Source organism: Silicimonas algicola, assembly GCF_003148765.1.
Taxonomy (GTDB): Bacteria; Pseudomonadota; Alphaproteobacteria; order Rhodobacterales; family Rhodobacteraceae; genus Silicimonas; species Silicimonas algicola.
In genome coordinates this window covers 1-14629 of sequence record NZ_QGGV01000004.1, presented here as the reverse complement: position 1 = coordinate 14629, position 14629 = coordinate 1, and the positions used below count along the sequence as shown (strand labels likewise).

Annotated in this window: 8 protein-coding genes; 7 read left to right on the top strand and 1 reads right to left on the bottom strand. The window is 64.2% G+C overall.

Features of this window, described 5'->3' with window-relative positions; genetic code table 11:
* Positions 1-205 precede the first annotated feature (205 nt).
* On the top strand, positions 206-4363 hold the full coding sequence (gene rpoB / locus C8D95_RS09945; protein ID WP_109759038.1) for a DNA-directed RNA polymerase subunit beta: 4158 nt from the start codon (positions 206-208) through the stop codon (positions 4361-4363).
* A gap of 100 nt (positions 4364-4463) precedes the next feature.
* Positions 4464-8702 carry a DNA-directed RNA polymerase subunit beta' gene (gene rpoC, locus C8D95_RS09940; protein ID WP_109759037.1) on the top strand — a complete coding sequence of 1413 codons (4239 nt, stop codon included), beginning with the start codon at positions 4464-4466 and terminating at the stop codon, positions 8700-8702.
* A 238-nt stretch (positions 8703-8940) separates the two neighbouring features.
* Here the strand turns inward: rpoC and C8D95_RS09935 are convergent, their stop codons facing one another.
* Entirely contained in the window at positions 8941-10074 is a 1134-nt protein-coding gene (locus tag C8D95_RS09935) for a glycosyltransferase family 2 protein (protein ID WP_164721772.1), read from the bottom strand.
* 148 nt (positions 10075-10222) lie between these two features.
* On the opposite strand from C8D95_RS09935, the gene C8D95_RS09930 reads away from it, so the two are divergent.
* From C8D95_RS09930 to C8D95_RS09910, 5 genes are all read left to right on the top strand, one after another.
* Positions 10223-11137 (top strand): DMT family transporter, encoded by a 915-nt coding sequence (locus C8D95_RS09930; RefSeq protein ID WP_109759036.1) that lies wholly within the window; start codon positions 10223-10225, stop codon positions 11135-11137.
* A gap of 304 nt (positions 11138-11441) precedes the next feature.
* Positions 11442-11813, top strand: coding sequence for a 30S ribosomal protein S12 (gene rpsL / locus C8D95_RS09925; RefSeq protein ID WP_109759035.1), 372 nt, complete (start codon positions 11442-11444; stop codon positions 11811-11813).
* 14 nt (positions 11814-11827) lie between these two features.
* A complete protein-coding gene (rpsG, locus tag C8D95_RS09920; RefSeq protein WP_109759034.1) occupies positions 11828-12298 on the top strand; it encodes a 30S ribosomal protein S7 in 471 nt (156 codons plus the stop codon).
* Between the two features lie 22 nt (positions 12299-12320).
* Positions 12321-14444, top strand: a complete 2124-nt coding sequence (fusA, locus tag C8D95_RS09915) for an elongation factor G (protein ID WP_109759033.1) — start codon at positions 12321-12323, stop codon at positions 14442-14444.
* 84 nt (positions 14445-14528) lie between these two features.
* On the top strand, positions 14529-14629 hold a 101-nt coding region (locus C8D95_RS09910), incomplete at its 3' end, for a GTP-binding protein (RefSeq protein ID WP_249033317.1).

Here is a 14629-nt window from a genome sequence, read left to right as displayed (position 1 = left end):
AAGCTGGACCCGGCATATCCGGGTCCGGCTTTCCGCGTCTCAGGAAGGGCAGTTTCGGCGACTGCGTTTCCTAAGGTGCGGAACCCTGACGGGAGGCTGCCTGTGGGAGGGCGGCCAGGTATTGTCGGGTTCCGGCTGTTTCTCGGGTCGACTGCCGAACCCCGGCGGCTGGTCGGACCCCTGAAAACGAAAGGTGCATACGCGCATGGCGACGTCCTATCTCGGCCAGAAACGCTACCGCAAATACTTCGGCAAGATCCGCGAAGTCCTGGAGATGCCGAACCTCATCGAGGTTCAGAAATCCTCGTACGACCTGTTCCTGAACTCGGGCGACCAGTCCGATCCGCAGGACGGCGAAGGCATCAAGGGTGTCTTCCAGTCGGTCTTCCCGATCAAGGACTTCAACGAGACCGCGGTGCTGGAGTTCGTCAAGTACGAGCTCGAGAAGCCGAAGTACGACGTCGAGGAATGCCAGCAGCGCGACATGACCTATTCGGCGCCGCTGAAGGTGACGCTGCGCCTGATCGTGTTCGATGTGGACGAGGATACCGGCGCGAAGTCGGTCAAGGACATCAAGGAACAGGACGTCTTCATGGGCGACATGCCCCTGATGACGCCGAACGGGACGTTCATCGTGAACGGCACCGAGCGCGTGATCGTGTCCCAGATGCACCGCTCGCCGGGCGTGTTCTTCGACCATGACAAGGGCAAGACCCACGCGTCGGGCAAGCTGCTCTTCGCCTGCCGCATCATTCCCTATCGCGGCTCGTGGCTCGACTTCGAGTTCGACGCCAAGGACAGCGTCTTCGCGCGGATCGACCGCCGCCGGAAGCTGCCCGTGACGACCCTGCTCTATGCCCTCGGCATGGACCAGGAGGCGATCATGGACGCCTACTACAACACCGTCGATTTCAAGCTGAAGAAGAACAAGGGCTGGGTTACCAAGTTCTTCCCCGAGCGCGTCCGCGGCACCCGGCCGACGTACGACCTCGTCGACGCGAAGACGGGCGAAGTGATCGCCGAGGCGGGCAAGAAGGTCACGCCGCGCGCCGTCAAGCAAATGATCGAAGAGGGTAGCATCTCGGAGCTGCTCGTGCCGTTCGACAACATCGTCGGTCGCTACGTCGCGAAGGACATGGTCAATGAAGAGAATGGCGCGATCTATGCCGAAGCGGGCGACGAGCTGACTTGGCTGACCGACAAGGAAGGCAACGTCACCGGCGGAACTCTGAAGGATCTGATGGATGCCGACGTGACCGACATCCCGGTTCTCGACATCGACAACATCAACGTGGGTCCGTACATCCGCAACACGATGGCCGCGGACAAGAACATGAACCGCGACACCGCGCTCATGGACATCTATCGCGTGATGCGTCCGGGCGAGCCGCCCACGGTCGACGCCGCGTCGGCCCTGTTCGACACGCTGTTCTTCGATTCCGAGCGCTATGACCTTTCGGCTGTCGGCCGCGTGAAGATGAACATGCGCCTCGACCTCGATGCGCCGGACACCCACCGAACCCTGCGCAAGGAAGACATCGTCTCGTGCATCAAGGCGCTGGTGGAGCTGCGCGACGGCAAGGGCGACATCGACGACATCGACCACCTCGGCAACCGCCGCGTCCGGTCGGTCGGCGAGCTGATGGAGAACCAGTACCGCGTCGGCCTTCTGCGGATGGAGCGCGCGATCAAGGAGCGCATGTCGTCGGTCGAGATCGACACCGTCATGCCGCAGGACCTGATCAACGCCAAGCCCGCCGCGGCCGCGGTGCGCGAGTTCTTCGGCTCATCGCAGCTGTCGCAGTTCATGGACCAGACCAACCCGCTGTCGGAAGTCACCCACAAGCGCCGTCTCTCGGCCCTTGGACCGGGCGGTCTGACGCGGGAGCGTGCGGGCTTCGAGGTCCGCGACGTTCACCCGACGCACTATGGCCGGATGTGCCCGATCGAGACGCCGGAAGGCCCGAACATCGGTCTCATCAACTCGCTGGCGACCTTCGCCCGCGTGAACAAGTACGGCTTCATCGAGACGCCCTATCGCCGCGTGAAGGATTCGACCGTCACCGACGACGTGGTCTACATGTCGGCGACGGAAGAAATGCGTCACGTCGTGGCGCAGGCGAACGCGAAGCTCGACAGCAAGGGCCGGTTCGAGAACGAGATGGTGAACACCCGCCAGGCGGGCGAGTACACGCTGACGCCGACCGAGCAGGTCGACCTCATCGACGTCTCGCCGAAGCAGCTCGTGTCGGTCGCGGCTTCGCTGATCCCGTTCCTCGAGAACGACGACGCGAACCGCGCGCTGATGGGGTCGAACATGCAGCGACAGGCCGTGCCTCTTCTTCAGGCCGAAGCCCCGCTGATCGGCACCGGCATCGAAGAGAAGGTCGCCATCGACTCGGGCGCCGCCATCCAGGCGCGCCGTGCGGGCGTCGTCGACCAGGTCGATGCGCAGCGTATCGTCATCCGAGCCACCGAAAGCCTCGAGCCGGGCGATCCGGGCGTCGACATCTATCGTCTGCGCAAGTTCCAGCGGTCGAACCAGAACACCTGCATCAACCAGCGTCCGCTGGTGAAGGTCGGTGACACTGTCACCCGCGGCGAAGTCGTCGCTGACGGCCCGTCGACCGAGTTGGGCGAGCTGGCCCTGGGCAAGAACGTGATCGTCGCCTTCATGCCGTGGAACGGCTACAACTACGAGGACTCGATCCTTATCTCCGAGCGCATCGTGCGCGACGACGTCTTCACCTCGATCCACATCGAGGAATTCGAAGTCGCCGCCCGCGACACCAAGCTCGGGCCGGAAGAGATCACCCGCGACATCCCGAACGTTGGCGAGGAAGCGCTTCGCAACCTCGACGAGGCCGGCATCGTCTATATCGGCGCCGAAGTGGGGCCGGGCGACATCCTCGTCGGTAAGATCACGCCCAAGGGCGAAAGCCCGATGACGCCGGAAGAGAAGCTTCTGCGCGCCATCTTCGGCGAAAAGGCCTCGGACGTGCGCGACACGTCGCTGCGCCTGCCGCCGGGCGACTTCGGCACCATCGTCGAGGTTCGGGTCTTCAACCGCCACGGCGTCGAGAAAGACGAGCGCGCGCTTCAGATCGAGCGTGAGGAAGTCGAGCGCCTGTCGCGCGACCGGGCCGACGAGCTGGCGATCCTCGAGCGCAACATCTACGGGCGCCTTAAGGACATGCTGATGGGCAAGGTCGCCGTTAAGGGGCCGAAGCAGATCAAGCCGAAGTCCATGATCGACGATGATCTGCTGGAGACGCTTTCGCGTGGCCAGTGGTGGCAGCTTGCCATCGGCGAAGAGAAAGAGGCCCAGGCGATCGAGGCGCTGAACGCGCAGTACGAGGCGCAGAAGCGCGCTCTCGATCACCGCTTCGAGGACAAGGTCGAGAAGGTCCGCCGCGGCGACGACCTGCCCCCGGGCGTGATGAAGATGGTCAAGGTCTTCGTCGCGGTGAAGCGCAAGCTTCAGCCGGGCGACAAGATGGCCGGACGTCACGGCAACAAGGGCGTCATCTCGAAGGTTGTCCCGATCGAAGACATGCCGTTCCTCGGCGATGGCACTCCGGTCGACTTCGTTCTCAACCCGCTCGGCGTGCCGTCGCGGATGAACGTGGGCCAGATCCTCGAGACGCACATGGGCTGGGCCTCGCGCGGTCTGGGTATCCAGATCGACGAAGCCCTTGGGCAATACCGCCGGTCGGGCGACATGACCCCGGTCCGTGACGCGCTCAAGATCGCCTATGGCGACGACGTCTACGATGAGGGCATCAAGGATCTGGACGAGGTTCATCTCGTCGAGGTCGCCTCGAACGCCACCCGTGGCGTTCCGATCGCGACCCCGGTCTTCGATGGCGCCAAGGAAGCCGACGTCAACGAGGCGCTGGTCAAGGCGGGCTTCAACCAGTCGGGCCAGTCCGACCTGTTCGACGGACGCACGGGCGAGAAGTTCTCGCGCCAGGTAACCGTCGGCGTGAAGTACCTGCTGAAGCTGCACCACCTTGTCGACGACAAGATCCACGCACGTTCCACCGGGCCCTATAGCCTCGTCACGCAGCAGCCCCTGGGCGGCAAGGCCCAGTTCGGCGGCCAGCGTTTCGGCGAGATGGAGGTCTGGGCGCTGGAAGCCTACGGCGCGGCCTACACGCTGCAGGAGATGCTCACCGTCAAGTCGGACGACGTGGCAGGCCGGACCAAGGTCTACGAGTCGATCGTCAAGGGCGAGGACAACTTCGAAGCCGGCGTGCCGGAGTCGTTCAACGTTCTTGTCAAGGAAGTCCGGGGCCTCGGCCTCAACATGGAACTTCTGGATGCCGTGGACGACGACGAGAGCGGGATTGCAGCCGAGTGATGAACGGGCGGGCGGGGTGACCCCCGCCCCGCACCGGAAAATGTCGAGGTAGGGCGGGTTTCACCCGCCACACCTGCAACCGACAAAACAGGATTCGAAGATGAACCAGGAACTGACAACCAACCCGTTCAACCCGCTCGCTCAGCCGCAGACCTTCGACGAGATCAAGATCTCTCTGGCGTCGCCCGAGCGGATCCTCTCGTGGTCCTACGGCGAGATCAAGAAGCCCGAAACGATCAACTACCGCACGTTCAAGCCCGAGCGTGACGGCCTGTTCTGCGCGCGCATCTTCGGACCGATCAAGGACTACGAATGCCTGTGCGGCAAGTACAAGCGCATGAAGTATCGCGGCGTCGTCTGCGAGAAGTGCGGCGTCGAGGTGACGCTTCAGAAGGTGCGTCGCGAGCGCATGGGCCACATCGAGTTGGCCTCGCCGGTCGCGCACATCTGGTTCCTGAAGTCGCTTCCGTCCCGGATCGGCCTCATGCTGGACATGACGCTGCGGGATCTCGAGCGGATTCTCTACTTCGAGAACTACGTCGTGATCGAGCCGGGCCTGACTGACCTGTCCTACGGCCAGTTGATGACCGAGGAAGAGTTTCTCGACGCCCAGGACCAGTACGGCATGGACGCCTTCACGGCGAACATCGGCGCGGAAGCCATCCGCGAGATGCTGGCCGCCATCGACCTCGAGGCCGAGGCCGAGCAGCTTCGCGCTGACCTCGCCGAGGCGACGGGCGAACTGAAGCCGAAGAAGATCATCAAGCGTCTGAAGATCGTCGAGAACTTCATCGAGTCGGGCAACCGGCCCGAATGGATGATCCTGACCGTCATTCCGGTCATTCCGCCGGAACTGCGCCCGCTGGTCCCGCTGGACGGCGGCCGCTTCGCGACCTCGGACCTGAACGACCTCTATCGCCGGGTCATCAACCGGAACAACCGCCTGAAGCGGCTGATCGAACTGCGTGCGCCCGACATCATCGTCCGCAACGAAAAGCGGATGCTGCAGGAGTCGGTCGATGCGCTGTTCGACAACGGCCGCCGCGGTCGCGTCATCACGGGCGCCAACAAGCGTCCGCTGAAGTCGCTGTCGGACATGCTGAAGGGCAAGCAGGGCCGCTTCCGCCAGAACCTTCTGGGCAAGCGGGTCGACTTCTCGGGTCGATCGGTCATCGTGACGGGCCCGGAACTGAAGCTGCACCAGTGCGGCCTGCCGAAGAAGATGGCTCTCGAGCTGTTCAAGCCGTTCATCTATTCGCGGCTGGAAGCAAAGGGTCTGTCGTCGACCGTGAAGCAGGCGAAGAAGCTGGTCGAGAAGGAGCGTCCCGAGGTCTGGGACATCCTCGACGAGGTCATCCGCGAGCACCCGGTTCTTCTGAACCGGGCGCCCACGCTGCACCGTCTGGGCATCCAGGCGTTCGAGCCGATCCTGATCGAGGGCAAGGCGATCCAGCTTCACCCGCTGGTCTGCTCGGCCTTCAACGCCGACTTCGACGGCGACCAGATGGCCGTCCACGTCCCGCTGAGCCTCGAGGCCCAGCTGGAAGCGCGCGTCCTGATGATGTCGACGAACAACGTGCTGTCGCCCGCCAATGGCGCGCCGATCATCGTGCCGTCGCAGGACATGATCCTCGGCCTCTACTACATCTCGATGGAGCGCGAGGGCATGAAGGGCGAAGGCATGATCTTCGCCGACGCCGACGAGGTTCAGCACGCGCTCGACGCGGGCGAAGTGCACCTGCACACCAAGATCACCGCGCGGATCAGGCAGATCGGCGAGGACGGGCTTGAGATGTTCAAGCGCTACGAGACCACGCCGGGCCGCGTGAAGCTGGGCGCGCTTCTGCCGCTCAACGCCAAGGCTCCGTTCGAGCTCGTGAACCGTCTTCTGCGCAAGAAGGAAGTGCAGCAGGTCATCGACAACGTCTACCGCTACTGCGGCCAGAAAGAGTCGGTCATCTTCTGCGACCAGATCATGTCGACGGGCTTCAAGGAGGCCTTCAAGGCCGGCATCTCGTTCGGCAAGGACGACATGGTCATCCCCGAAGCCAAGTGGCAAATCGTCGAGAACGTGCGCGAGCAGGTCAAGGAGTTCGAGCAGCAGTACATGGACGGCCTGATCACCCAGGGCGAGAAGTACAACAAGGTGGTCGACGCCTGGTCCAAATGCTCGGACGATGTGGCCAACGCGATGATGGCCGACATCTCGGCCATGCGCAGGGATGACGCGGGCGCCGAAATGGAGCCCAACTCGATCTACATGATGTCGCACTCAGGTGCGCGGGGTTCGCCGGCGCAGATGAAGCAGCTGGGCGGTATGCGAGGTCTCATGGCGAAGCCGTCCGGTGAGATCATCGAGACGCCGATCATCTCGAACTTCAAGGAAGGCCTGACGGTGCTCGAGTACTTCAACTCGACCCACGGCGCCCGGAAGGGTCTGGCCGACACCGCACTGAAGACGGCGAACTCGGGCTATCTGACCCGCCGTCTGGTTGACGTCGCGCAGGACTGCATCGTGCGCCTGACTGACTGCGGAACCGAAAAGGCGATCACCGCCGAAGCCGCCGTCAACGACGGCGAGGTTGTGGCGTCGCTGGCCGAGCGTGTGCTGGGCCGTGTCTCGGCCGAGGACGTCATCGCCCCCGGCAGCGACGAGGTTGTCGTGGCGAAGGGCGAGCTGATCGACGAACGCAAGGCCGACGCCATCGAGACGGCGGCGGTCCAGTCGGTGCGCATCCGCTCGCCGCTGACCTGCGAGGCCGACGAAGGCGTCTGCGCCATGTGCTATGGTCGTGACCTTGCACGCGGTACGCTCGTCAACATCGGCGAGGCCGTGGGCATCATCGCGGCGCAGTCGATCGGCGAACCGGGCACCCAGCTGACGATGCGGACGTTCCACATCGGCGGCATCGCCCAAGGCGGTCAGCAGTCGTTCATGGAGAGCTCGGCCGAGGGCAAGATCGAGTATCGCAACGCGAACCTGATCCAGAATGCCGCCGGCGAGCAGATCGTGATCGGCCGCAACATGCAGCTTGTGATCGTCGACGAGGCCGGCGCCGAGCGGGCCAGCCACAAGCTGGGCTACGGCACCAAGGTCTTCCCGAAGGAAGGCGCCAAGGTCGCGCGCGGCGACAAGCTGTTCGAGTGGGATCCCTACACCCTGCCGATCATCGCCGAGAAGGCGGGTGCGGCACGGTTCGTGGACCTCATCTCGGGCATCTCGGTCCGCGACGAAACCGACGACGCGACGGGCATGACCCAGAAGATCGTGACCGACTGGCGCTCAGCGCCCAAGGGAAGCGACCTCAAGCCCGAGATCATCCTGGTCGACGCGGACGGCGAACCCGTGCGCAACGATCAGGGCAACCCGCTGACCTATCCTATGTCCGTGGACGCCATCCTCTCGATCGAGGAAGGCGCGGACATCAGGGCGGGCGACGTGGTTGCGCGTATCCCGCGCGAGGGTGCCAAGACGAAGGACATCACCGGCGGTCTGCCGCGGGTGGCGGAGCTCTTCGAGGCGCGGCGTCCGAAGGACCACGCGATCATCGCGGAAATCGACGGCTACGTTAAGTTCGGGCGCGACTACAAGAACAAGCGCCGGATCTCGATCGAGCCCGCCGACGAGTCGATGGAGCCTGTCGAGTACATGCTTCCGAAGGGCAAGCACATCCCGGTGGCTGAGGGCGACTTCATCCAGAAGGGCGACTACATCATGGACGGCAACCCGGCGCCGCACGACATCCTGTCGATCATGGGTGTCGAGGCTCTGGCGGACTACATGATCGACGAGGTGCAGGACGTCTATCGCCTCCAGGGCGTGAAAATCAACGACAAGCACATCGAGGTCATCGTCCGGCAGATGCTCCAGAAGTGGGAGATCCAGGACTCGGGCGAGACGACGCTGCTCAAGGGCGAGCATGTCGACAAGTCCGAGCTGGAAGCCGTGAACGCCAAGGCGGAGGCCGATGGCCGCCGTCCTGCACTGGGCGAGCCGATCCTTCTCGGCATCACCAAGGCGTCGCTCCAGACGCGGTCGTTCATCTCGGCGGCCTCGTTCCAGGAGACCACGCGCGTCCTTACCGAGGCTTCGGTGCAGGGCAAGCGGGACAAGCTGGTGGGCCTGAAGGAGAACGTGATCGTCGGACGCCTGATCCCGGCGGGTACGGGCGGAGCAACGCAGCGCGTGCGCCGCATCGCCGCCGAGCGCGACCTGAAGGTGATCAACGAAGCTCGCGCCGAAGCGGAAGCCGCAGCGGCGCTGGCATCGCCCATCAGCTTCGACGACTCCGAGACGGTGGACGCCGATCTCGTGCAGACCCCGGAAAGCCGGGACTGACGTTACCCTCGTGGAAACTGTGGGGCCTCGCTTCGGCGGGGCCCGTTTTCTTTGCGCTGCACCAATGAGGGTGCCGGATGCACCGGCGCTGCACGGAACTCGCGCCGACAGCAGCTATCCCTTCGCAAGAATTGCCGGAGACACCGATGCTGACAGCCCTCTGGACCGCCCTCGTCGCCGCCCTTCTGGGAGGGGCGCTGTGGCTTGTCCTGCCGTCCGCTGAAGCCGTGGGCACGGATCAGGCGCGAACGGTCTTCTTGCGAGACGAGCCGGGCGTGGCGGTGTCCGGCGCGGGCGCTCTGACGGAGTGGAACACCGCCTGACGCTTGACGGCGTCCGGCAGGCGGAACGGGGTGACGCCGATCGCGCGCGACGTCGAGGCAGGGACCTCGGCTTCTTCGACCGGTGGCACGGGCGCGGCCTCCATCTCGGCCAGGATGGCATCACGAAGCGCTGCGACGGCGTCGTCCTTCAGCATCTCCTCGACCCTCAGGCGATGCTGCCGCACGGCGCGCGCGCGAAGCGGCATCAGGCGCCCGTCCGAGAGCTCGTTCAGCCGCCGCATCTCGTCGCGGATCGCCGGCGCGCGGTCGGCGAGAGAGGTGACGACCGCTTCGTTGCGATTGTGCGTCCGCCAGTAGTTCAGCCCAAGGTCGCGGTGGGGGGCATTGGCGCTGCCGCGGGCGTGCTTCACAAGAAAACTCGTCAGGTCGCGCAGGATGTAGTGGTTCACCTGCGCGAACTGCCGCATCCCCGGATCGCAGGACCGCCAGTGCTTGCGGCGGAACTCGCCGTCCATGAGGCCCGAGGCGTTGCACAGGACCTTGTCCGCGCTTCCGCCCACCGGATCTCGCGGCAGATGGATGCCGGGCTTGCGGAAGCTGTCCGTCCGGAACAGCGGCTTGAAGGCCGTCAGCCGTTCGAGGATGTCCGTCTTCGCCTCGGCGCGGGTGAACTGCTCGCTGACGAGGTCGTGCTTGATTTCCCCTTCTCCGCCCGACCCGAAGATACGCCAGTTGACGATGATGGTCTGGGCCGTGTCGGGGCATGCTGCGATCAGATCCTGGACGCGGTGCTCGCCGACCTTCACGTTCAACAGCTCGTCGCCATCCAGCACCATGCACCAGTCGGCCGCGGCAAAGGCTTCGGATCGCGCCGCGCGGCGATAGGCGCGGATCTGGAAAGCGTCGCCGCCCTGATTGTTCTGGTGGAACTCGATGATCCCCAATCGGTCGAGGATGCGCAGGGTCTGGACCGTCGTGTCGGTGGAATTGTTCTGGTAGATCTGGATGCGGTCGAAGCCGCACAGCCGGTGGTGAGCCACCCACTCCAGGATGTTGGCTCCCTCGTCCTTGACGGTGGTGACCAGCAAGCAGGATTCTTGCGCCATCTGCCCTCGCTTCGTCGTCGCGCCGCCGTTCGCGGTCTTTGCGCAAACCCTAGCAACGGAATGCCTGGTTCTCACTGGCGGCGGCGGCAGAAAAGTGACACCTGTTGCGCAAAACCATAGGGGCGCTTGCGTGCAGCTTTCAGCGAACATGAAGGGCGCGGCCCTGATGTCGGCCTCCATGGCAGCCTTCACGATCAACGACACCTGCCTGAAGGTGCTGGGCGAGACGCTGCCGCTGTTCCAGTTTCTCGTGCTGAGAAGCCTCGGCGTCACCATCCTGCTCGTGGGCGTCGTGCTGGCGGTGGGCGCCTGGCGTCAACCCGTCTCGCGCCGCGACTGGACCCTGATCGCAATCCGCACCGTGGCCGAGGTCGCGGCCGCCTGGACATTCATCACGGCGCTGATCCACATGCCGATCGCCAACCTCTCGGCGATCCTCCAGGCCCTGCCGCTGACGGTCACGCTGGCAGCCGCACTGTTTCTGGGAGAGCCGGTGGGCTGGAAGCGCTTCGCGGCCATCGCCATCGGCTTCGCGGGCGTCTACCTGATCGTGCGGCCCGGCGGCGACGGCTTTACCGAGTGGTCGGTCCTCGGCCTCGCCTCGGTGGTCTTCGTCACGGTGCGCGACCTTGCTGCGCGCCGTCTGTCGCCCGACGTGCCATCGCTTCTCGTCGCCTTCTCGACGGCGGCGGGCGTTCTGGTTTTCTCGGGCGTCGGAGCGCTTTTCACCGACTGGCAGCCTATGGTGACGGCGGACTGGGGCCTTCTGACGGGTGCCGTTCTTTTCGTGATGGTAGGCTACCTCGCGTCGGTCTCGGCGATGCGCGTGGGCGAGATCGGCTTCGTCGCGCCGTTCCGCTATGCCAGCCTGATCGTGGCGCTCATCCTCGGCTTTCTCGTCTTCGGCGACTGGCCCGATGCGATGACCCTGGTCGGCGCGTCGATCGTCGTCGCGACAGGGCTTTTCACCCTCTGGCGCGAGCGCGCCCTGCGCCGTGCCTTCGCCGCGAAGCAGGTGGTGAAAGGCCCCGGCGCGGCGATCTGAACGCAGGGCTGGCGGGGTGGCGTAAGGCACCCCATATGTCGGGGGTGGTGCTGTTGACAGGGTATGCGACTCCCTCTATACGGCGCCCACTCCGGGTGCTGCCACAGGTCTGGCCGCCCTTTAACGGAATGTAGTGGTCACGATCCGGGCGCCTTGCTCCGATCCTCTGGAAACCCACCGCAGGTTCCCCAATTGGGAGCTTCGCGGCTTATCGCGTTTTCGTGGACGCACGGGACCGCTGGGAAGATGAACCGGGGCGCGCGCCCCACGAACTGAAGTGTTGCAACACGGGGAATACCACCCAATGCCCACGATCCAGCAGCTGATCCGGAATCCCCGGCAGCCCAAAGTGAAACGCTCGAAGTCCATGCACCTCGAGTCCTGCCCGCAGAAGCGCGGTGTCTGCACGCGCGTCTACACCACGACGCCGAAGAAGCCGAACTCGGCCATGCGGAAGGTTGCCAAGGTGCGCCTGACCAATGGCTTCGAGGTCATCAGCTACATTCCCGGCGAAAGCCACAACCTTCAGGAACACTCCGTGGTCCTGATCCGCGGCGGCCGGGTGAAGGACCTTCCCGGCGTCCGTTATCATATCCTGCGCGGTGTCCTCGACACCCAGGGCGTCAAGGACCGTCGTCAGCGCCGCTCGAAGTACGGCGCGAAGCGTCCGAAGTAAGAGGAAGACAAAGAATGTCCCGCCGTCACGCCGCCGAGAAACGTGAAGTCCTGCCCGATGCCAAGTATGGCGATCGGGTTCTGACCAAGTTCATGAACAACCTGATGACCGACGGCAAGAAGTCCGTCGCCGAGCGCATCGTCTACAACGCCTTCGAGCGTGTCGAAGGCCGCCTGAAGAAGTCGCCGGTCGAGGTCTTCCACGAGGCTCTCGACAACATCAAGCCGTCGGTCGAGGTTCGCTCGCGCCGCGTCGGCGGTGCGACCTACCAGGTTCCCGTCGAGGTTCGACCCGAGCGTCGCGAGGCGCTGGCGATCCGTTGGCTGATCAATGCCGCCCGTGCGCGGAACGAGAACACGATGGAAGAGCGTCTTGCGGGCGAATTGGCGGATGCCGTCAACGGCCGAGGCACCGCCGTCAAGAAACGCGAAGATACCCACAAGATGGCCGACGCCAACAAGGCGTTCAGCCACTACCGCTGGTAATTCAGAGTCAAGGAGCAGGCAGATGGCCCGCCAATATCCGCTTCAGCGCTACCGCAACTTCGGGATCATGGCGCACATCGACGCCGGCAAGACCACGACGACCGAGCGCATCCTGTTCTATACCGGGAAGTCCTACAAGATCGGCGAAGTCCATGACGGCGCCGCGACCATGGACTGGATGGAGCAGGAGCAGGAGCGCGGGATCACCATCACCTCCGCCGCGACGACCACCTTCTGGCAGCGCCAGGAGGATCCGACCGCCGAGGGCACGTCCGACACGAAGTACCGCTTCAACATCATCGACACCCCGGGACACGTCGACTTCACCATCGAGGTCGAGCGTTCGCTCGCCGTGCTCGACGGTGCCGTGGCGCTTCTCGACGGCAACGCGGGCGTTGAGCCCCAGACCGAGACCGTCTGGCGCCAGGCCGACCGCTACAAGGTTCCGCGGATGGTGTTCGTCAACAAGATGGACAAGATCGGCGCGGACTTCTTCAACTGCGTGAAGATGATCAAGGACCGCACGGGCGCGATCCCGGTTCCGGTCAACTTCCCGATCGGCGCCGAAGACAAGCTCGAAGGCATCGTCGACCTGATCACCATGGAAGAGTGGGTCTGGGAAGGCGAAGACCTGGGCGCGTCCTGGGTGCGCAAGCCGATCCGCGACAGCCTGAAGGACCTCGCCGACGAGTGGCGCTCGAACCTGATCGAGAACGCCGTCGAGCAGGACGACACCGCGATGGAGGCCTATCTCGAGGGCGAGGAGCCCGACGAGGTGACCCTGCGCAAGCTGGTCCGCAAGGGCACGCTGAACCTGTCGTTCGTCCCCGTGCTCGGTGGCTCGGCGTTCAAGAACAAGGGCGTCCAGCCCTTGCTCAACGCCGTCGTCGACTTCCTGCCCGGTCCGCTGGACGTTCCGGCCTACGTCGGCTTCCTGCCGGATGACGAGACCGAGACCCGGAACATCGAGCGTCACGCCGATGACTCCGAGCCGTTCTCTGGTCTTGCGTTCAAGATCATGAACGACCCCTTCATGGGTTCGCTGACCTTCACGCGGGTCTACTCGGGTCAGCTCAAGAAGGGCGACCAGCTCCTGAACTCGACCAAGGGTCGGAAAGAGCGCGTCGGCCGCATGGTCATGATGCACTCGAACAAGCAGGAAGAGATCGACGAAGCCTTCGCCGGAGACATCATCGCGCTGGCCGGTCTGAAGGACACGACCACGGGCGATACCCTGTGCGACGGCTCGAAGCCGGTCGTGCTGGAAACCATGACCTTCCCCGATCCCGTCATCGAGATCGCGATCGAGCCCAAGACGAAGGCCGACCAGGAGAAGATGTCTGCCGGTCTCCAGCGTCTTGCCGCCGAGGATCCGTCCTTCCGCGTCGAGACCGACATCGAGTCGGGCCAGACGATCATGAAGGGCATGGGCGAGCTTCACCTCGACATTCTCGTCGACCGTCTGCGCCGCGAGTTCAAGGTGGACGCCAACATCGGCGCGCCGCAGGTCGCTTATCGCGAAACGATCTCGAAGCAGGTGAACCACACCTACACCCACAAGAAGCAGTCGGGTGGTTCGGGTCAGTTCGCCGAGGTCCAGCTCGAGATCTCGCCGACCGCGCCGGGCGAAGGCTATTCGTTCGAAAGCCGCATCGTCGGCGGTACGGTTCCGAAGGAATACGTCCCTGGCGTCGAGAAGGGCATCAAGTCGGTCATGGACTCGGGTCCGCTGGCGGGCTTCCCGGTCATCGACTTCAAGGTGGCGCTCGTTGACGGCAAGTTCCACGACGTGGACTCCTCGGTTCTCGCCTTCGAGATCGCCTCGCGGATGTGCATGCGCGAAGGCATGAAGAAGGCCGGCGCCAAGCTGCTCGAGCCGATCATGAAGGTCGAGGTCGTGACGCCCGAGGAATACACGGGCAACATCATCGGCGACCTGACCTCCCGTCGCGGGATGGTGCAGGGCCAGGACAGCCGCGGCAACGCGAACGTCATCAACTGCATGGTACCGCTGGCCAACATGTTCGGCTACGTCTCGAACCTGCGCTCGATGTCCTCGGGACGGGCACAGTTCACGATGCAGTTCGACCACTACGAAGCCGTTCCGCAGAACATCTCGGAAGAGATCCAGTCCAAGTACGCATAACCCGCGGTGCGTGGGAAACCACGCACCCTACCACCCTGTAGGGTGCGTGCCACGCACGCACCGTGAGACAAAAAGGAACCAGAGATGGGCAAGGAAAAGTTCAACCGCGCGAAGCCGCACTGCAACATCGGCACGATCGGTCACGTCGACCACGGCAAGACGACACTGACGGCGGCGCTGACGAA